Below are 23,999 nucleotides of genomic sequence, written 5' to 3'. Positions count from 1 at the left end.
TTCAACTCGGTCGGCTGGAAACCGCAGAACCTGTTCCTCGACGCGGTCGATCTGATCATCGGCTCACCGACGGTGGCGACGGCGCTCGGTAACGAGCAGGCGTTCTCGACCACCTCCTCGATCGTCAATTCGGACATCGACGTCGCGGGCTCGATCAGCGTTACCGCCGAGAACTCGGCCCGCATCACTGCGGTCACCGGCAACGAAGCCAAGCAAGAATGGTCGAACCCGTTCGGCGTCGTTGCCAAGCAGGGCGCCAAGGGCCTGGCGGTGGGCGCACTGCTCGCCATGAACAAGATCAGTGCCGGCGCCGATGCGATCATCGACAACACCGGTGCCGTCAACAAGCAGGTCGAGGCGGACGAGTCGGTTCGCGTTGCCGCCGACAACGAAGCCAGCATTTCGGCCAACATCAAGGTGGTCGCGTCGGCGCTGCCGTCGAACACCCTGGCAGCCGTGCAGCAGCTGGTGACCGGCGTCGCCGGCCGCCTCGGCGCCGGCGACTATGATTACACCAGCCAGTCGGGCACCCAGACCATCGAGAAGGGCGACAAGGTTCGCGTCTCGCTGGCCTATCTCAATGGCGAGGTCGATCTCGATACGCTGGGCGCTGGCGCCGCCGTCAACTTGATCCAGGGCGACATCGTCGAGAAAGGCGGGGAGATCTACCGCTATCTCGGCACCACGCCGATCACCGAGAATACCGGCATCGTTCTCACCAACACCGCGCTGTGGCTGAAGCTCGACGTGAATGCCGGCGAAATCTACGAGTATATCGGTGAGCCCGACCTGGCGCCGACCGACCTGGCGCTGATCAACTATGGCGACGCCTTGCTCTGGAAGCAGCTGCGCACCGCCGACTACGAAGACATCTTCTTCCCTGAAATCGGCAACATCGTTGCCACCAATGCCAAGGCGATCGGGCTGTCAGTCGCCTATAACGAAGTCAAGGGCGACGCGACCGCCAAGATCGTCAACGCCGTAGTCGATGCCGATGGCTTCGGGGCGGATCCCGGCGACGTGGTCGTCGAGGCGACCAACACCTCGCAGATCTGGGCCTATTCCACCAACACGGTCTCCGCCTCGGGCGGCAGTGGCATCGACGGCTCGGGCAAGGTGCTCGGGGCTTCCGGCCAGATCGTCACCAATGTCGTGCTCGGCAAGGCCGCGGCCTCGCTCGAGGCCTCGACCATCACCGCTGCCGGCGATGTCGACGTACTCGCCACCAACAACGCGGCGATCGACGCGCGGAATTACGCCTCCGCCGCTTCCGGTGCGACCGCGGTGGGCGTCACGCTCGCCTTCAACTCGGTGGGCTGGGCCCCGCAGAACATCCTGTTCAACACCATCGATACGCTGGTCGGCGCCAACTATATTTCCGACCTCGGCTTCGGCGGCAATATCGGTGCCGACGCGACGGCGACCATCGATGGCGGCACGGTCAATGCCGACGGCAAGATCACTGTCGCCGCCGTCAATACGGCGCAGATCAACTCGACCGTCTCCAACACCGCGCAGACCACCACCTCGGCGCTCTATGGCGCGTCGGGCGCTGCCTATGGCGTCGTGCTGTCGGGCAACAAGGTCAGCGGCAAGGCGACCGCGACGATCAAGAACGCCAAGACCGCGAGCGGTAAGGACATCACCGCGGGCCAGGGTGTCGCCGTCACGGCGAAGGACCAGAGCGGCATCTATTCCAATACCAAGCTGGTGGCGGAAACCTCGGTCACCAATGACGCCGGCGTCGGCATCATCCAGGAGACCCTCAACGATGTGATGGGGGCGGACTACGACACCCAGCCCGATCCGGCTGGCACCAAGATCCGCGGCCTCAAGTACGGCGACCGCATCCGCCTCGATGACGCCTATGGCGATCCGACGATCGACATGGGGTTCGGCATCCCACCGACCAATGTGGCGATCAATCCCGGCGAGGTCATCCAGCTCAAGCCGGCGGCCGGCGCTGCTACCGGTCTCAAGTACCTCTATGTCGGCGCCGCGCCGTTCACCATCCCGAACGTTGACACCTTCAACTTCGCCACGTCCTCCAACTTCAAGCTGATCGGCGGCGACGCCGGCGCCATCTACACCTATATGGGCACCGCTGCGAGCGGCCAGAATACCGACCTGACGACGCTCGATTTCACCGACCTCAACTACTGGAAGAAGGATCCGGTCACCGAGATCCTGCTGCACGACCTCAACCTCTCGGCCGCGCCAGCCAAGTCGATCGGCGCGCTGGTCGTGCTCAACGACGTACGCGGTGGGGCCAGCGCCAGCATCAACAATGCCGAGGTCGAAGGCGGCGCTGGCAGTGTGACCGTCAGCGCCGAAGAGACAGCGACCCTGCGCGCGATCGCCGACAGCGCCATTGCGGCGATCGGTGGCAGCTCGCTGCCCTCCAACGTTTCATTTGCGCCCAACCCCAAGCCGGGCAAGGACGGCACGACCAAGCCGGCCAAGGACACCGTGCTGGCGATCAACGGCACGCTGGCGACCAACCTCGTGCAGTCCAGCGCCGTCGCCGAGATCGTCAATTCGACGGTCACCGGCCAGGGCAATGCCACTGTCAAAGCGGTGAACGACGCCCAGATCAACGCCAAGACCCTTGCCGCGGCCTCGACCAGCGGTGGCAACACCGCTGGCGTGGTGATGGCGTTCAACTCGGTCGGCTGGAACACCCAGAACGTCCTGTTCAACGGTATCGACGCGATCCTCGGCGATGATTTCCTCGCCGCCGACGCGTTCAACGGCAAGAATCCGGCGATCGCCGAGGCCAAGATCACCTCGAGCACCATCGACATCTCGGGCGATCTCAGCGTCACCGCCGACAACACCGCCATCATCGACGCCGAAGTCAGCAACGAGGCGACCTCTTCGACCACCTCGATTGCCGGCACCGACGGCAAGGCGCTGGGCTTCATCATCGCCAGCAACAAGGTGGCAGGCGGCGCGACCGCGACCATCGACAACAGCGCGGCTCCGACGGCGGTCATTGAGGCCGACGACGTCACGGTGAAGGCCAGCGACGACGGCGAGATTCTCTCGGTTGGCAACATCAAGGCCATCGCCAAGATCAGCAACGACTACGGCATCAGCATCGCCACCAACGTCATCCAGTCGTTGATCGAGAGCTACAAATACACCACCAAGTCGGGCACGCAGACGCTCAACAACGGCGATCTGGTCTATGTCGGTTCCCAGGGCAAAATCTACAAATATTCCGGCCCTGACGGCGTCGCGGTCGACCTCGGCGGCAACATCACGAGCAACGCCGCCTTCTCCGAGTTCAGCGTTTCGAAGGGCGTCGAGCTCATCAATACCCTGACCTCCAACCTCGCCGGCGGCAAGGCCACCGGCGTCGGCGCCATGGCCATCCTCAACCTAGTCGAGGGTAACGCCGATGCGTTGGTCACCGGCACCAAGCTGACGCTGACCGGCGACCTCGACATCGAGTCCAACAAGACCGGCCTGATTGACGCCGATCTGACGGCGCGCGTCGAAGTGACCGGCGGCACCAACGCCCAGTCGAGCTCGGTGGCGATCAATGCCGTGATCTCGACCAACAACGTGCTCGGCACCACCAGCGCCAAGCTGCTAGGCAGCACCGTCACCTCCGCTGACAACGTCTCGGTCATCGCCAACAACACCTCGACCATCGACGCCACGCTCGACGCCGACACCATCTCCAAGCAGACTTCGGTCGGGGTGACGCTCGCCTTCAATTCGGTGGGCGTGCAAAACCAGAACTTCCTGTTCAACACCGTCGATGCGCTGGTCGGCACCGACCTCGTCGATACTATCCAGGGCGCTCCGCCAGTCGCCACCACCGCGCTCATCGACAGCACCACGATCGATGCCAGCGGTGACCTCAATGTCGAGGCCCATGGCGACCAGACCATCAATGCTGAAATTTCGAACTTCGTGCGCACCCTGCGCGGTGGTGGCGGCAACGCCATCAGCGTCGGCGCTGTCATCGCGCTGAACCGGGTCACCTCGACGGTCAACGCCACCATCAGCAACTCCAGCCAGGTCTATGCCGACGGAGATGTGGTGGTCGATGCCGACAACGCGGCCAACATCACCTCCGAGGTGGTGCAGCCGGTGATCGCGCTGGCGGCTGACTTGTTCACCGGCGGTGGCACCAAGAGCTTCGCCATCAGCCTCGTGGTGTCGCGCAACATCATTCGCGCCGATATCGACGCCGCGATCGACGACGTCGACGATTTCGATGCCGGCTCGGTGACGGTCAGCGCCGACCAGGCGAGCAAGATCGAGAGCATGGCCGCTGCGGCGGCGGTCGCCGGCGCAGTGGCGCTCAGCGGCGCCACGACCAGTGTCAGCGGCGGCGCCGCCATTTCGAATAACGCACTGCTCGGCAGCGCCGAAGCGACGATCCTCGATTCCGACGTTTCCGCTCCGACGGGCATGGTGCAAGTGCATTCCGGGAACTCGGCCGATATCGACGCCAAAGTGCTGGCGGCCGCCGTAGCGGTGTCCGGCAGCTTCGGTGGCGCCTCGAACGGCGTCGCCATCGGCGCGGCGCTGGCGTTCAACTATATCGGCTATACCGGCTCGATCACCCAGGTCGGCACCGCGACGCCGCTGAAGACCGAAGCCAGTGTCCGCAACTCAACCGTCTCGGGCAAGAAGGTCAAGGTCGACAGCAGCTCGATCGCGCAGATCGATGCCACCGTCGCCGCTGCGGCCGTGGCGATCGGCGCCTCTTCGTCCAACGCCAAGCAGTTCGGCATCGCCGGTGCGATCGTCGAGAACCGAATCGCCGCCGACACCACGGCCACCGTCGATGGCGGCGCCACCGGCGCTTCGACCATCACGCTCGGCACTGACGGCCTCGAGGTCGGCGCCGTCAGCAACAACACGATCACTACGATCGCGGCGGCCGGCAGCGTCACCGCAGCGCTTTCGGGCGGCAGCTCGGTCGCGGTGTCGATTGCAGCCGGCGTGGCGCTCAACGACATCAAAGGCACCACCAAGGCCCATGTCGAGGATACCACGGTCACCGGCACCGGAGGGGTCTCGGTCAAGGCCGAGGACCTTTCCAAAATCTCCGCGACTGCGGCGGCGGCGGCATTCACCCTCAGCGGCAGCCCGAGCAACGGCGTGTCGGTCAGCGGCGGCGGCGCCGGGGCCAGCAACGTCATCGCCACCGATGTGCTCGCCACCATTCTGACCTCGACCATCACCGTCGATGGCGGCGTGCTGGTTGATGCGCATTCGAAGCAAGATATCGACGCCACGATCATTGCCGCGGCGTTCGCGGTAGGCATCGGCGGTTCCAACGGCGTTGCGGTCGGCTTCGGTGTCTCGGTCGCCGAGAACCTGATCACCGGCGCCGCGGCAACACAGGCGCAGGTCAAGGCTCATATCAGCAGCAGCGATGTCACCTCGGGTGGGGCGGTCGAAGTCACCGCGCTTTCCGAAGGCAAGATCGACGCCACCGTTGTTGCGGCCTCGATGGCCATCGGTATCGGCGGCTCGGTGGGCGTGGCGCTCGGCGGCGCCGGCGCGGGCACTCACAATGCCATCACCGTCGCGACCTCGGCGCTGATCGACGGCGCGACCTCCGACATCATCGGCGACTCGATCAAGGTTTCCGCCGAGGACAAGTCCGATATCGACGTGCTGACCGGCGCCGCCTCGGTGGCGCTGGCGGTCGGCTCGACCGGTGCCGGCATCGCGCTCGGCATCGCCGTGGCGCTCAACGAGATCAGTGCCGGCGTCACCGCTTCGGCGGCCGGCGTGGCGCAGCTCAAGACCAATTCGGGGAACCTGTCGGTCAACGCCAAGCGAGATGCGAAGATCAACGCCAAGGCCTATGCGGCATCCTTCGGTGCCGGCTTCGGCAGCGTCGGCGTCGCCGTCAGCGGCGCGGGTGCCGCGGCGCAGAACAAGATCGGTGGCGACGTGGTCGCCTCGATCGCCAGCGTGGCCAGCGTCGACGTCACCGGCAGCGTGCTGGTCGAGGCCGATTCCACCTCCAAGATCGATGCGGAGATCGCCGCGGTTGCCGTTTCGGTCGCCGCCGGCGCTACCGGTGTCGGCGTCGGCATCGGCATTTCGGTCGCCCTCAACACCATCGGCGATTGGGACGATGGCGGACTCACCTACCAGGAACTCATCGACACCGAAGATCCGCTGACCACCGCGGAGCTCACCAGCACGGCCGAGGTCAAGGCTTTCATCGACCAGTCCAAGGTCACCGCGACCGGCGCGGTCGATGTGAGCGCCATCTCCGACCAGACCATCGATGCGACGGTGGTCGCCGCGGCCGGCGCCCTGGCCGGCGGCTCGGTTGGCGTGGGTGTCTCCGCTGCGGGCGTTTACGTCGAGAACCTCATCGCCGTCGAAACTAGCGCCTATATCTCGGGCAAGGCTGCAGTCGGCAATACCGCCGCCACCAAGGCGGAGATCGATGCGGCCAGTGTCAGCATTACCGCCGAAAACACCTCCGATATCGAGGCGCTGGCCGGCGCAGCTTCACTTGCCGTCGGCATTGGCGCCACCGGCGTCGGGGTCAGCGTCGGTATCGCCATCGCCAAGAACACCATCGACGGTGGCGTCAGCGCCTATGCGACCGACGCCGATATCTCGGTGACCGACATCGTCGACCGGCCGAGCGGCTCCAATCCGCCCGCCGCAGCGACGCCTGGGACGATCCAGATCTCGGCCACGCTCGACAACACCATCGAAGCCACCTCCGCTGCGGCGGCTGTCGCCATCAGCGGTGGCGCCGTCGGCGTCTCGGTTTCCGGTGGCGGCGCGGTGGCGCTCAATACCGTGCTCGGCAGCGCCACGGCCTATGCGGCAGACAGCGTGCTCGATGCGGGTGGCGATATCGACGTCACAGCCGACAGTACCTCCGACATCGACGCCCAGGTCCTCGCGGTTGCGGGATCGGCGGCCTTTGGCGGCGTCGGCGTTGCGGCCTCGATCGGCGTCGGCATTGCCCGTAACAATATCGGCTACGTCACCAACGGCGCCGACCTCGCTCCGACTTATGATCCGATCGTCGTCAAGGCGTATCTCGAGGACACCGAGGTCGAGACCTTCGGCGAGCTCTCGCTCGATGCCACCTCCAGCGAAACCATTGATGCCAAGGTGATCTCTGGCTCTGTGGCGATCGCCGCCGGCGGCGTTGGCGTCGCGGCGGCCGGCGCCGGCTCGGAAACCAGCAACCACGTCGGGGTGGAAACCTCGGCCTATATCTCCGGCGATGGCGCCGGCATCACTGCCGGTGACCTCAGCATCGCCGCCGACGACACCATCGACATGGAAGCCTATGCGGGCGCCGCGTCGATCGCTGGCGCGGCCGGCGTCTATGGCGGCGCGGCATCGATCGCTGTGACCGTGGCCGAGAACTTCAGCAAGTCGACGGTAAAGGCCTATATTGCGGACGCTGGCGCCGTGGTGGTCACCGGCACGGTGGCCAAGGACGCCCTGGGCTATTTCAATCGTCTCAAGGACGGGGTGGTGGCGACGCCCGACCCGCTGCAGTTCCAGCTCGCGACCGGTAAGGTCGAGATCGGTGCAACCAGCGATATTACGCTCGATGCCACGGCCGAACTCGCTTCGGTGGCGGTCAACCTCAGCATCGGCCCGACCTTGGCCGGCGGCGGCGCCAAGACCACCAACAACGTGGTCGCGGTCACCGACGCCTATATCAACCACAGCACCCTCAATGTGAACGGCGATATCGAAATCACCGCCGACACCGATGTCACCACGACCGCGGTCAATCGTGCGCTCACCGTGGCCGCCGGGCTGTTCAGCCTTGCGGTCTCGGGCCTCGATGCCGATACCGATATCGATATCGACAACACTGCCCGCACGTTCGGCACCTCAAGCATTGACGCTCGTGATGTAACGCTGCGCGCCACCGCGACGCCATCCGCCAGTGCGGAGACCGAGGCGGCCACCGGCGGTGTCCTCGCCGTCGGCGTTTCGAAGGCCGACGTCGATGTCGATGTGCTCTCGAAGACCGAGACGACCAATACCAGTTTCGCCGTTCGTGACCTGACATTGCAGGCCGAGGAGGCGCGCGCCTCCGCCACGGCCAATACGGCCCATGCCTCGTCGCAGGGCATTGTCGGGGCGCTGATCGGCGCCGATGCCACCGTCACCAACGCCGACCATATCGGCGCCATCTCGGCGCTGCTCGGCACCGGCACCTCGATCGTCGCTTGGGGCACTGTGGCCGCCACGGCGCGCGGCGACAACCGGCAGCGCGCCGCCTCCGACAGCGCCGCCTTCGGCCTCGTCGCCGCCGGCGCCACCAAGGCCACGGCAACCTCCACCTCGAACACCAAGGCAGAGGTTGCTGCCAACGTCAGCATCACCGCTGGTGATCTGGTGGTGCGCGCCAACGGCAATGACGACAACGCCTCGTCGGCCAGTCCCGGCGCCGGCGGCCTCGTCGGTATCGCCTCGGGCGAGGCTGACACCGTGGCGAATGTCGCTTCGGAAGCCAAGATCGGCGGCAACGCGCAGATCACCCTGCTGGCCAATGCCACGACCGGCGCCACCGGTGCGCTGCGGCTCGCCTCCGACCAGAACACCCTCGCCAATAACGAGATTAAGACCAGCTCGTATGGCGTGATCTCGGGCAACGGCACCTCGGCCACCAACGACGTCAACGCCAACAGCACGGCGCGCTTCGCCAACAGCGCCGATATCATCGCCGCCAGCATCTCGGCCTCCGCTGCCAATCACTTCACCAAGGCCGATATCGGCACCAATGTCGACGGCATCTCGGCCGGCGCCATCAGCATCGCCGGCTCCGAGATCCGCACCGACCTGTCGCTCAGGACGCTGACCATCGTCGAAGACAACGTCACGCTGACGGTGCAGAACGCTTCGCCCGACGCCGGCGGTATCTCGCTCTCGACCTTCAACGATATCTTCTATGCCGACACCGTCGCCTATAAGGGCGGTGGCGTGATCTCCGGCATCGGTGCCTCCAGCACGCTCGACACCGAAGACGATGCCAACGACTCCAGCGACAACGGCAACGGTGTCGTCGGGACGGTGCAGATCGGCACCAACCCGGCAACGACCAGCAACTCAAACATCAAGATCCGCTCGACCGGCGACGTTCGCCTCGCCTCGAACAGTGAAGTCGACGCCACCATCAAGGTGAGCGTCGACAACTACGGCTTCCTCACCGCCTCGGCGGCGCAGAGCGTGCTCGAGATCAATCCGGTCCACAACATCACCATCGGCGGGGGCGCCGAGATCAAGGCGCTGCGCCACGTCCGCATGCTGACCGGCATGGACGAGAGCTTCACCCGCGACAGCTACAAGCTCGCGACCTATGCCGACACGCTGGCCGGCAGCGTCATTCCGCTCGACAAGGTGCGCAACGACAGCCTGCTGTTCATCACCAACCGCATCGACGTAATGGACGGTGCGACGGTGCTGTCGGGTGGCAATGTCGACGTCCTGGCCGACACCTTCGCGCTCGCCAATATCATCTCGCAGGGCAAGAGCCGGAACTGGGCCACCGCCGTCAGTGACGGCATCAACAGCGCGCTGGGCGGCGCCGAGACCTTCACCAGCAATGGCGGCTCGGAGGTGGATTCCGTCGTCAACGTGGACGGCACCATCCGCACTGGGCTCAACCGCGTCGTCAACGTGGTGATCGAGTCGGTCGGCGGCACGCAGGCCAACCCCACGGCGGTGATCACGGCAAAGGGTGCGGACGGCTCGGCGATCGACACCGTCACGGTGAAGCTGGTCAAGAAGCAGCTCACCTCCAACTACGTCGACGAGCTGGTCAAGGCGCGTGTTGAATACGACAAGTATCGCGACGACGCCGTGGTGCGCGCCTTCTGGCAGGGTGAGATCAAGCGCCTGACCCGCGAACTCATCTTCCTCGGTCTCGCCGAACCGCCGCGGGACGATAACGGCAATGTCATCGTCGCGATCGACCCGGTCACCAACCAGCAGGTCGTCATCCCGGTGCTTCGCGAAGTGCTGACGATTGTCGTCGACCCGATCTTCGCTTCGGCCGGCCGGATTCACGTCATGGCCGATGTCCTGCAGGGCGATGGTACGCTCGATGCGCCCGGCGACGTGTCGGTCAGCATCGAGAACAAGACCCAGGCCTTCCTCGACATCAAGGGGATCACCATCCCCGAGAACAATGGCGGCGTGTTCCTCAACGGCCTGCAGAACGAGATCTCGGCCTCGACCAGCGAAGCCGTGGCCAACGGCAAGATCGACACGGCCAACGCCAGCAACGTCGCGACCAAGAACAACAAGGACGACACCGGCTTCGACCACACTTGGGTCGCCGGCGACGCCAATTTCGACATCACGCTCACGCCCGGCATCCGCACCGATGCCAGCATTCTGATCAAGAACAGCTGGCAGCGCAGCAGCACCGACCAGCCCTGGCCGGGGATTACCGTGTCGGGCGCCATCGACGCGATCACCAGCGATGTGATCATCGACAACTCGATCGGCTCGGGCGACATCACCATCAATGCCGAGATCGACGCCAATTCCGTCGACCTCAGGACGCAGGGCTATGTGCTGATCGACCTGCCGCCGGGCAGCGTCTACCACTCGGGCGGCAACCCCTACGAGGACTGGAAGGCCATCTCCACCGATGGTGGCGTCGGTGACATTACCTCGCCGGCCGCCGGCACCAACCTTGTGGCGCAGCCGCCCAAGCCGGGCATCACCGCTAACCGGGTGTCGATCACCGCCGAGTTCATCGACCTCAACGGGGTGATCACCAGCGGCAAGGAGGATTATGTCCTCAACCTCAACCAGGCGACGATCAACGAGATCGCCCTGATCGAGAAAGGCAAGCCGACCACCAAGCAGGTGCTGCTGAAGACCGCCAGCACCGGCGCGTTCAACGCCTACTGGGACGTCGAGACCAAGAAGATCGTCATCGAGGAGTTCCGTGTTCCGGGTGGCTCGATTACCATCACCGGCAACCTGCTCAACACCGGCAACGGCATCATCGAGGCGCTGGGCGGCTACGTCCACGTCAAGGTGGTCAACGACACCAATTACGATGTGGTGATCAGGCAGCTCGACGTGCGCGATCGCGGCGCCGGTACCATCCGGCTCAACGACAAGGCCAAGGCGACCAATGCCGACGGCTACAAGCAGACCTGGTATCAGGTGAACGATAACGGCACCGTCACGGTGCGCGAGAGCCAGTTCAAGCTGGAGACCACTCCGGGCTCCACCGCCGCTGCTCCCGGCAAGCGCGCGTATGAAGAGATCGCCGCCAGCGTGGCCACCACCAACCATGTGGCGGGTGTGGATGGACCCTATCGCGAGACTTTCACCTACAAGCCGCAGGAAGGCTGGCGCTTCGGCTGGACGGTCGGCAAGGTCGTCGAGACCAAGGACACCAGCGTCTACACCACCTCGAAGTGGCTGGGCATCGATGCGTTCTCCCCGGACGCCTTCGACGCGTTGCCGTCGGTCATCACCGTCATCGAGGGCCCCTCGCTGATCGACAACTCGATCTTCTTTTACCGTGACACCGTCGACGCCGCGAGCGCCACCGATGCGGACGCCGTCCACACCTATGAGTCCGACGAGTTCAACCTGGACGAAAAGCGGTTCTACAAGGACCTGCCGACGATCAGCCACTGGTACGGCACCAAGGACTATCGCAAGCAGGAAGATATCCTGTCGACCGACCAGACCAACGGCCGGCACACCATCGAAGCCGACCGTCCGGTCACCATCCGCTTCACCGGTTATGAAGAGGCGCGGGTCGAGATCGACTCGAACGGCACCGGCAATGTGATCATCGAAGGCGGCATCCTCAACGAGACCGGCCTCACCAAGATCACCTCCGAGGGCAGCATCGACACCTCGCACGCACAATCCGTGGTGCAGGGCGTGCGCATTGAACTCGACGCCAAGAACGATATCGGCGCCGACAGCATGGCCAATGTCGGGGAAACCGGCGGCACGCTCACCAACATCAAGCCGATCAACATCGATCTGGTCGACAAGTACCCCCCGGGCTATTTCAAGACCGATACCTTTGCGCAGCTGACCGCCACGTCGCGGACCGGCGGCGTCTACCTCAACGAAATCTCGGGCGACATGTCGGTGGTCTCGGTGACCGCGTCGCAGGGCGACGTGGTGCTGGTGGCGCAGGCGGGTATCGTCGCCGCCGAAACCGCAGCCGGGGTGTTCGCTAACGGCCTCGTCACCGGCAATTCGATCGACCTGATTGCCGACCGCTATGTCTCGCAGGACCAGGGCCTGCCGGACGGCGCCGTCGGCGGCATCGGCAACGGTGCGGCACGGCCGCTGCAGATCAACTCCGGAGCGCTCGCCGAACACCGCGTCACCATCAAGGCGGTGGGCGACGTCGCGGTGCGCGAGACCGCCGGCGACCTTCGCCTGATCGCCGCCGAGACCCAGGGCAACGTCTACATCAAGGTGGATGCCGGCTCGCTGACCGACGCCGATTTCACCGTGCAGAAAGACCTGCGCAGCCGCGAGCAGCTGCTCGCCGGCATGTGGAAGGACCTGCAGCTCACCGTCGGCACCGGCGTCAACGAGAAGATCTCTGACACGCTAACCGGCTATGAGAGCTGGAAGCGGCAGGAGTATCAGGCCTATTGGCAGATGAAGGGTCAGTTCAACGGCACCTCCGTCAAGCTGACCGCGCTCGAGGTCGCCTATTTCCAGGGCCTCTACCCCAATCCGACGGACGCAGCCAGCCAGATCGCCACCCTTGAGGCATCGCGTACCCAGCAATATCTGGCGCTTAAGGTTGTCTACGAAGGCTACGGCGATACTCAGCGCACCGATATCGATGCGGCCTATCAGCAGTATTGGGCCTACCGGACGGCACAGCCCAACACCGCCGGGTCGATAACCATCACCGGCGCCGCGCTGACCGCCCTGCAGAACCAGCTGCGGACCGAAGCGCTGTTCAAGAATGCCAACCTTGCCACTCCGCTGGAGGATGCGGCCCTCGACGCTTATGTCACCGCGTTCATCGCGACCGGCGTCGGGGCGGAACAGCTGCGGCAGACCAACGACTACCACGACCTGCACAAGATGTTCGGCAGGCTCGGGGAAACGGCGCAGACCTGGGACAAGACCGGGCCGAACTACAAGTACCTGTTCGCCGTTGGCACGGTGAAGGCCGACCTGACCGCTGGTGTGAAAGTCTGGACCGAGGACGAACTGCTGTTCGCCTTTGGCTCGGGTATCTTCAAGCCGGTCACCGACACCGAAACGGTGATCGAGGCCAACAATGTCGATACTGCCGGCAACCTGACCATCGACGCCAACAAGAATATTGGCAAGGTCGCCGACGCGCTGGTGATCACTCTCGGTGCCACGCCGGCCTCGCTGACCGAGGATGAGCGCGTCGCCATCGCCTCGGCCGAGCGGCAGGACATCGTGTTTGCCAAAAAGGTCGAGCAGGGACTTGCTGTCAGCTTCAGCAACAACGCACTCGGCAAGGGCACGATCACGCGCCTTTCCGGTGCCTGGACCGGCTATAGCGTCAACGACTACATCTATGTCGGCGGCGAGACCACCAACGCCACCACCAAGGGCGGCTACTACAAGATCGCGGCGATCGACGGCGCGACGATCACCCTGGTGGGCAAAGCCGCTGCTGGGGTCGCGGAAGCCAAGCCGCAGCTTGGCGTCGAGGCCAACCGGACTGTTACCATCGCCAACGCGGTGCTCGATCCGCTCGCGGCGGCCAGTGGCGTCATCACCCATGTCATCGTCGCGCAGCGTGACGACGTCGATGTGGCGATCGATGGCGTGATCAACGCCAGGGCCGGCGGCTCGATCTACCTGGGCTCCGAGCAGCAGGTGAAGGTCGACAAGATCGAGGCCGGCGCCGCCGGCACGATCCGGCTGAAATCCAGTGCCTCGATCGTCAACGCACTGAGCGGCAGCGGAGTGAACTTCAAGGCCCTCGATATCGTGCTCGAAGCCGGCGATGGCGGCATTGGCGAGAGCAATGCCGTGACCGTCGAGATGTCGGCGGGCGGCAGCCTCATCGCCCGTGCCACCGAGGACGTGCGCATCACCGCGCCGACCTCCAACATGTATGTCGAAGCGATCTACTCGCGTTCGGGCGATGTCTACCTCACCACCACGCTCGGCTCGATCCTCGATGCGCTCGGTACGGACGGCGAGAAGATCCGAGCCAACCATATCTCGCTCACCGCCGGCGGCAGCATCGGCACCGCCACCGACGCCGTCGAGATCGTGGTGACCGGCGCCTACAGCGGCGTCGCCACCAACGCAGACACCACCGGCACGGTGATCGCCACCGCAGCGGGCGACATCTCGCTCAATGCGGTCGAGCGCAACTTCAACGTGCGCAAGATCACCTCGACCGCCGGCAACGTGTATCTCGGCGCCGAGCTCGGCTCGATCCTCGATGCCGAGTACAACCCGCAGGGCACCCAGCTCGGCGCCGACATCATCGGTAATTCGGTGAGCCTGTCGGCTCGGATCGCCATCGGCCAGGCCGGCAACGAGCTCGAAATCGACAGCTCGAACCAGGCCGCCGGCAAGGTCAGCGCCTTCACCGAGCTCGAGAGCATCTACCTCGCCGAGACGACGGGCGACCTCAACCTCGACCAGGTCGGGACGCCCACCGCGGACCTCGGGGATACCAAGCCGCTAGCCTTCCTCGTGGCGATGACCGGCAGCATTCTCAATGCCCGCTCCGACACCGCGACGGACAAGCGCAATATCGTCTCGCGCCGCACCTTCATGTCCGCCAACCAGAGCATCGGCAGCGCCAGCAAGGCGATCGTCACCGAGGTCGGCAATCTCGAGGGTGCGGCCCTCAACGGCAGCACCTATGTCGAAAATCTCGGCGCGCTGACCGTCGGTGACGTCAACGTCAACAACAGTGGCGTCAATGCCCTCAAGGGCGCGGTCTACATCAAGACCTCGAGCCCGGTCATCATCACGGAGAACATCACCGGGAGCAGCGACGTTCTGGTCTGGGCCGAGGACGATAACGAGCTGAGCGGTGACGCCCACGACGCCCTCCCGGACGACATCACCGTCAAGGCCGGTGTGACGGTGCAATCCACCACCAGCGAAGTCCGCCTGCTGGCCGGCGACGACCTCCTGGTCGAGGGGCCGGTTGTTTCAGCCGATCCGCTGCTCGCCAAGCCCGCCGCCGTCATCAAGGCGGCGACACAGATCGTCATCAAGGTCGACTACCAGGTCTCTGGCTCCGACCCTGATGCGGAAGGCGGCACGGCCGACCTCAAGGGCATTTTCACCGCTCCGACCATCACGATCACCGGCGGTGCCCAGGACGATTCCGTCCTGTTCGACCTCGAGGCGCTCAACGGCAACACCTTCGTTTTCGGCGGCGCCGGCAACGACACCGTCACCGTCGACCAGCTGCCGTCGATGACCACCTACCAGGGCGTTGTCGATGCCGACGGCGTCTTCGGCAAGGACGGCACGGGCCGCGAACTGCGCGACGAGCTGACCATCGACGGCCAGGACGGCAGTGACCTCACGGTCGTCAACGTTCAGGGCACGACCTCGGACTACGTCATCAACGTGGTCGATACCGGCAGCAAGCTTGATGCCGGCGATGTGCTGCGCGTCGAGGGCACGGCTGTGGCCGATGTGTTCCTGATGCGCAGGAACATGATCGCCAATATGCACCGCACCGGCGTCGACACCTACGCCGACGCGTTCGAGCGGATCAACTACACCGCCGACATCAACGGCCGGGTCATCCTCAACGGCAACAACGGCGACGACGAGTTCTACTTCGACGACACCTCGGCGATCATGACCGTCGACGGCGGCGTCGGCAACGACCGCTTCCAGGTTGGCCAGGTGTTCGCTACGCCGCGCGATGCGGCAGCGATCGAATCGGTCGAGGACCGCTTCGAGACCGTAAAGCTCAGCTTCGATGCCTATCTGTCCAAGGGCATCAGCCTGCCGGCAGTGCTCTATGGCGGCGTCGGCAACGACCAGTTCGTGGTCTATTCCAACAAGGCCGATCTGCGGCTCGAGGGCGAGGACGGCAACGACGAGTTCATCATCCGCGCCTTTGCGCTCGCCGGCGCGGCGAACGTCAAGCTCAACGGCGGCACCGGCGACGATATCATCCAGTACAACGTCAACGCTCCGGTCGATATCGACGGCGGCGCCGGCTTCGACACGATCGTCGTGCTGGGCACTGAATTTGCCGACAACTTCGTCATCACCAAGGACGGCGTCTATGGCGCTGGCCTGACCGTTCGCTACGCCAATGCCGAGGCGATGGAGGTCGACGGCCTCGAGGGTGACGACACGTTCTACGTGCTGTCTACACCGGCCGATGTCGTCACCACCCTGATCGGCGGCCTTGGCTCGGATACGTTCAACGTCGCAGGCGACGTCACCAAGACGGTGGTCGCCGACAACGACGGCGACCTGGGTGCGATCAGCCATACGGTCACCAGTGCCGACCCGCGCTATAACGGGTTGTTCGTACGTGGCCTCGACTTCTCGGCGACTGGCTCCACCACCAACACGGTGGCGCTCGACACCGGGGATGGTCTCAGCGTCCTTGAAGATGGCGGGACCGCGGCGGTCGACAGCTATACTCTGACCTTGCCGAACACGCCTGTGGCGTCGGTCTTCGTCACCATCTCGGCGGCGCAGGCTTCAGCGATGATCGCGGCGCGACCCGGCGGCCCGGGCAAGACGGTCCTGGTTTCGCTCGACAACGTGAACTTCTCGGAATCCGTGACGGTCGAGTTCATCGCAGGCGACGCGACGCCGACGGCGACCATCTACGTCAAAGCCGAATCTGATGGCGCCGAAGAGGGTGAGAGCACGGTGGTGATCTCGCACTCGGTGATCAGTACCGATCCAAACTACGTCGACTTCGACATTCCGAACGTCACCGTCCGGGTGCAGGACGACGATCGCGCCGACCTGCTGATCACCGAGCTCGACGGCAACACTCAGGTGTTCGAGGGCAACGCGGACGGCGACAGCTACAAGGTCAAGCTCAGCAAGCCGCCGGCACTCGGCGAGGTGGTGACGGTTACACTGTCCGCGCCTGCCGGCCTCACGCTCTCGGCCCCGGTGCTGAAGTTCGGCCTCGTCGCCAACTCGGCCGCAGGCATTGTCGCCTGGGACGAGGCGCAGACGGTCAAGGTGACGGTGACCAATGACGGCATCGCCAACCGCTACCTTGCCGACATTGTCCACACTGTGACCAGCAGCCTCGGCGGCGGCGGCGTTTTTGCCGAGGTCGATGTGGGCCGAGTCCGCGTCGATGTCGTCGACAGCAATACTGCCGGCGTCGAGATCATCGAGACCGATGGCTCGACCTCGGTTTCTGAGCTCGGCCAGACCGACAGCTATCAGATGGTGCTCACCACGCCGCCGACCGCCACCGTGCGGGTCATTGTCGAGGTCACCGGCAAGGCGAAGCCGCAGCTCGACGCCCGAGTGAAGTACGACATCGATACCGAGGACTATTACGTCGAGTTTGGCACGGGTAATTGGGACCAGCCGGTCACCATCGGGCTCGTCTACGATCCGCTGGGGACCGACAGCACGGAAGACCACAAGACGTTCACGCCGCAGCCGCATGACCTTGTGGCCGTCCAGGGCCCGCTCTTCATCGAAGGTGGGGTCGGCTCGACCCCGCGGTCGATCACCCGCGCCGTGGCGCTGCCGGGCGAAGTCAACGACGCGGTGGTTCGCAATATTACCGTGGACGACGTGCCTGACGTCGACCAACTGGTGGTGTTCGCTGACACCGTAGAGGCCAACCAGACCGGGCGGCTCAGCGCCAATACGATTACCGGTCTCAACATGCCGGCGGCCGATCTCGTCATCGACAAGGGCGACGGCACGACCGACAGATTCGCCCGCGGCATCACCTACGAGAACGTACACGTCGTCGAGGTGCTGCTCGGCAACGGCATGGACACGTTCCATGTCGACAGCACCGATGCGGAGACGCTCACCGTCATCCATGGCGGCGGCAAGTCCGACAACCTGATCGTGCATGACAGCACTGGTCCGCTGGTGCTGTTTGGCGATACCTCGGCCAATGGCCTGCGCTACGGCGCGTTGCCGGGCGATCCGGATGGTACCGCCTATGCCTTCACCGAGTACGGCGACGACTTCATCGATGCTGCGAACGCCAACGGCATCGTGGTGGTCGATGGCGGCGCCGGCGTCGATACGCTCAAGGGCGGCAAGAAGACCAGCTTCATGGCCGGCGGCATCGGCAACGATCAGATCACCGGCGGAACCGGCAAGAACTGGATCATCGGCGACAGCGCCTTTGACGTCGACTACCTCAAGCGCACCGTCATCATCGACGACGATGCAACCGCCGCGGGCGACGACACCATCACCGGCGGCGACAATGACGACGTCATCCTGGGCGACCACGGCCTGATCGACCAGGCCGGCGTGATCGACGGCACGAACGTCGATCTGGCCGAAGGCACGCTCAACATGATGAGCCACCACGACGTCGTGCAGGTGCGCAGCACCAACGCCGACTATGGCGGCAACGACACCATCGATGCCAAGACCGGCAAGAACATCGTCCTTGGCGGCTCGGGCAACGACATTGTCACCGGGCTCGGCGGCACGGACATCCTGTTCGGCGACAATGGCGTCGCGAGGTTTGCTCGCCTCAGTCCGACGGAAATCGTTCCGACTGAAATCGAGAGCACATTCACCGACAAGGGCGGCGTCGACACCATCACCACCTATATCGGCGCGGCAGTGGTCGGGAACCTCCGCAACGTCGTGGTCGGCGGCTCTGCTGGCGACATCATCAAGGTCGAGCCGGGCACCGGCACGGTCGATCCGGGCAAGGCCGGCGACGTCATCCTCGGTGACAATGGCTGGATCGTCTTCGACGCAGAGGCGCAGGTGAAGTCCATCGTCTCGACGTCGGTCGACGACGGCGGCGCGGACACCATCACCACCAGCGCCGGCCGCAATATCGTCATCGGCGGCGCAGCCGGCGACTCGATCACCTCCGGCGACGAAGCCGATGTGATCCTGGGCGATAACGGTGCGGCCTTCTTTGCCGCGGGTATTGCCCTGCGCGTCGAGACCACCTCGACCAACAAGGGTGGCAGGGACACCATCAAGGCCGGCGCTGGCAAGAACATCGTCATGGGCGGGGTGGACAACGACACCATCGACGCGGGCGATGGCAGCAGCGTCATCCTCGGCGACAACGGCCTCGCGCTGTTCTCGAGCTCGGCCCTGTTCCAGGGCGAGCCGCAGGTGGTGCAGACCATCGCGGCTGAGCATTATGGTGATGACACCATCACCATCGTCAACGGCAACCACATCCTCATCGGCGGCTCTGGCCACGACACGATCACCGCCGGAGATGGCAATAACGTCGTCGTCGGCGACAATGGTGTCGCCAATTTCGAGGGCGGCAAGCTGGTGGCGCTGGTCAGCGAGAACACCTTCGACGACGAAGACGAACACAACGTCATCCCCGAATACGACGGTGTCGACATCATCAAGGTCGGCAACGGCTTCAACACCGTGATCGGTGGCGGCGCTGGCGACGACATCGACGTCAAGGACGGCAACAGCGTCGTCTTCGGTGACAGTGGCTACGCCAAGTTCCTCAATAACAAGGCGACGATGGCCTTCTCGCTGCAGCCCGAATTGGGCGGCAACGACAAGATCCGCGCCGGCAACGGCGATGCGGTGATCTTCGGCGGCGCGAACGACGATGATATCGCCATCGTCGACGGCAACAGCACCTTGTTCGGCGACAGTGGCCATGCCGAGTTCGTCGATGGTGTGGTGACGGTCGCCTACTCGATCGCGCCCGGCGTCGGCGGCAAGGATATGATCCGCGCCCGCGACGGCGATGCGGTGATCTTCGGCGGGGCCGACGACGACAACATCGAAAACCGCAATGGCGACAGCACGCTGTTCGGCGACAGCGGCCATGCCGAGTTCACCGGTGGGGTGGTGACCGAGGCATACTCGATTGCGCCCGACGTCGGCGGCAAGGACATAATCGTTGCCGGGTCGGGCAACAACGTCGTCTTCGGCGGCGCCGCCGACGATCAACTCAAGGTCGGCACAAGTCAGTCCGACCTGCTCGGCTCGGTCCTCTTCGGCGATAACGGCTATGCCAAGTTCGTGAACGGGACCGTGACCATCGCCTACGTCATCAATCCTGAAATCGGCGGTTCCGACACCATCGAAACCGGTGACGGCGACCACCTGTCGATCGGCGGCGCCAAAGGCGACACCATCACCACCAAGGGCGGCAACGACATCGTCTTCGGTGACAACGCCTATGTCGAGTTCGGCCAGGTTGGCACGGGGCTCCTGGCAGGGGAATTGACGCTGGTGCGCGCCTTCTCCATCGCGCCCACCGCCGGTGGTAAGGACAAGATCGACACCGGGGCGTCGAACGATATCGTCATCGGCGGCACCGATGACGACGAGATCAAGTCAGGCGACGGCGATGACCGGGTGTTCGGTGATCACGCACTGTTCGACATCACCAACCCGGCCAACCAGCTGGTGATTTCCATCTACTCCGGTGCTGCCGATGGCGGTGGCGCGGACAAGATTTGGGCCGAAGCCGGTAACGACATCGTCTTCGGCCAGCAGGGCGACGACACCATCGAGGGTGGCGACGGCGACGATGACCTTGTTGGCGGCCACAACGTGGTCGGTAAGATCGAAGGCGGCGTCGCAACCGCCGGCAGCGACGGCAACGACACGATCCTCGGCGGGGCTGGCGAAGACGTCATCCTCGGCGACAACGGCGTTATCGGGCGGACGATCACCAATCTGGCGACCGGCGGCACGTGGAAGGATTTCACCTTCAAGCTCAACCCGCCCATCACCGGCCGGACGCCGGCGCTCATGCGCGAGTTCGTGCTGTTCGACCATGCCGACAAGATCGGCGGCAACGACACGCTCTATGGCGGTGACGGCGAGGACCGCATCAACGGCCAGCGCGGCAACGACTTCATCTACGGCGAGGCCGGAGTCGACGAGATCGTCGGCGGTCTCGGCGCCGACACTATCCAGGGCGGTGCCGACAATGACCTGATCCTCGGCGACGAGGGCCAGATCCTGCGGGCCCTCAACGCCGATGGCTCGGCCGTGCTCAACTCCAACGGCACCTGGCATCGCGACGTGGTGCTAGAGGAGGTGGCTGTTGTCGCCGGGCTGTTCGAGCTGCGCTCGAACCTCGCTGGCATCGACGCCACGACGGCTGGTAAGCTCTTGGGCTACGATGCGCTGCTGGTCGGCGGGCGTACCGCTGACGGGGTCGATGTGACCACCAACGGCGCCTGGCAGACCGTCGCCATCGGGGTGACGCTCGAGCCGGCCTATAATGACACCATCAACGGCAATGACGGCGACGACATCCTGTTCGGCCAGCGCGGCAACGATACGCTCAACGGTGATGCCGGCAACGACGTCATCTTCGGCGATCGCGCCAGCAACAACGCCGCCTTCGCCACCGACCTGCCGGGCATCGTCAACGCCTACCGGGTGATCGCGGCCGACGCCGCGCTCGGCCTGGCGCTGCCGCTGTTCGGCGAAGTGGTCGTCCCGGCGGTGAACCTGCTGCCGAGCGAGCTTACGCCGTACCAGCCGCAGCTCGACGTCTACCCCTATGCCGACGGCTTTGCCGGCGACATGGCGGGCCGCAACAAGCTCAAGGTGGGCTCCGGCAACGCAGCCTTCTCGATCCTTGCCGCGGTGCAGGGCGACGCCACCGGCGCGTCCGACATCTATGGTGATGACATCATCCATGGCGGCGACGGCGCCGATACGATCTTCGGCGACGATGGGCGCATCCGTGCCGACCAGGGCACCGGCTTTGCAACCATCGACGAGAACCTCGCAGGTCTGTCGGTGACGATGCAGAACCTGTTGACCAACCTGTCTTCGCTCGCCTTCGCCGAGAACGCCAATGTCGGCGGCACCCACACCGTGGTCACCATCGGCAAGGACGAGATCTACGGCGACGGCGGCAACGACACGGTGTTCGGCGATAGCGGCACCGTGGTGGTGCCGGCCCGCATGCTGGTGCTCGATGGCGCCAATGACCAGGCGGCGGTGCTCGCCATGAACGCCCAGGTGTTCCGCCTGCAGCGGGCGTTCGCCGACCTGTCCTATGTGGTGCATGCCGCAGGCACCAAGGTGATCGCCGATTACGTGACCAAAAACGGTATCCAGGGCAACTACAACTCCAAGAACGCGGTGCTCCGCCCGGCCACCCACACGCTCGAGATCGGCAACGACCTCATCGATGGTGGCGCCGGCATCGACATGCTGGTCGGCGACCACGGCGTCACCACCATCCCGTCGATCATGCTGACCCGCCCGACCCCGACCAAGACCTATACGGCGGCGGCCAAGGCGGCGATCGATGCAGCGCTGAAGACGCAGGACCAGACCCTGACCACTGCGCTCGATGCGCACCTGCGTGTCGACCACACCATCAATGCCTCGGCCAACTCAGGGGCTGCGTGGCTCTACGGCAACCAGACCGTCTACAAGCTGCGCATCGGTAACGATGAGATGCGCGGTGGCACCGAGGACGACGTGATCATCGGCGATACCGGCCTGCTCGAAGTGCCCTCGGTGTTCCAGGGTTACACGGCGACCCAGGCCAAATCGATCGCCGACAAGATCCAGGACTCGTTCCTCAAGACCATCGACGCCCTCTATATGGGCAATATCGGCAGCGCCACGGCGCTCGCCAACGCCTTCGGCGTGCAGACGACGCTCAGCCGCGGCAAGCAGACCGATTGGTCGTCGAACGGCTCGATCCACAGCTGGCTGACCGACCTGGCCGACCCGCGCCAGGGCAAGAAGCCGGCGATGGATCACATCCGGCTCAACGCCGACCTCATCAACGGCAACGATGGCAACGACATCGTCATCGGCGACAATTCCTACGTCATGCCGGTGGTCAACGGGGCCGGCGCTGCCGGCGTCGGTAGCGCCATCCGCGTGCTGCCGATCGGCGAGCCGGGCGCCAGCCAGTCCTCCACCCTGCGTTACAGCTATGATTGGGGGATTTTGGGCAAGCTGCACCGCACCGGCGTCGCCGACGTCAACCTCAAGTCGATCTACAACATCGACACCGACACGATTTACGGCGATGCCGGCAACGACGTGCTGTTCGGGCTGCAGGGCGACGACACCGTCGATGGTGGTCTTGGCGATGACACGGTGTCGGGCGGCAATGGCTATGACACGGTTGGCGGCGGTGCCGGCAACAATACGCTGGGATACGACCGTTCCCGCGACAAGGTTGTGCAGACCGCCGGAGCCAGGGACGCGATCAAGCAGACGGTCGACGCCAGCGCCAACAGCACGATCCTCGGACGCAGCTGGCTTTCGCCGATGTTCGATGGCCTCGCCAAGGACGTGAACCGGGCGGCCGCCACCGGTCTGCTGTTCGGCAACAATGCCGCCGCGGTCACCACCCCCACGCTGGCCGGCGGCGCCGTGCAGAAGACCATCGAAGCCAAGGTCCGTCCGCCGGTGCGCGAGCCGTTCGTCTTCGTGCCCAACGTCACGGCGCCGGCGTTCGAGCCGATCAACCTCGCGACCCGCGCCGTCGATGCCAAGTACCACTCGGCCCGGCCGCTCCCGGCTGATCTGATCACGCTGCTGAAGACCAGCAACATCGTGATTGAAGCCAATGACGAGGACGATCTGGACGAGCGGAGTGATCTCGATCACTGGCTCTACAACATCCTGACCGGTGATTTCGATCTGTTGCCGCCGGTGCTGGGGCGGTCCGGGGCGCTGGTGTTCGATGACGAAACCGGCGGCTTCATCCCGCTCGACGACTAGAGTATTTCACCGTTTCGTTGAATCGGTGAAATACTCCAGGTCTTTGATTTGGTCGCGCCTTCGAACCGGAAAGTCTGCAGCTTTTCCGGAAGGCGCTCCGGGCCCCACCCGGGGAACTCCGGGTGGGGTGT

Annotated in this window: 1 protein-coding gene (running past one end of the window); it reads left to right on the top strand. The window is 64.7% G+C overall.

Annotated features, from left to right (window positions below; all coding sequences use genetic code 11):
• Positions 1-23,868, top strand: the 3' portion of a protein-coding gene (locus ASC68_RS01775; RefSeq protein WP_197421008.1) for an LEPR-XLL domain-containing protein. Its footprint begins 5,616 nt before the window's first position; only the last 23,868 of its 29,484 coding nucleotides appear in the window; the start codon falls outside the window, past its left edge; its stop codon occupies positions 23,866-23,868.
• The last annotated feature ends 131 nt before the right edge of the window (positions 23,869-23,999 follow it).

The organism is Devosia sp. Root105 (assembly GCF_001424865.1).
GTDB lineage: Bacteria > Pseudomonadota > Alphaproteobacteria > Rhizobiales > Devosiaceae > Devosia_A.
The sequence above is the reverse complement of the archived record's forward strand: the minus strand, read 5'-3'. Positions and strand labels throughout refer to the sequence as shown.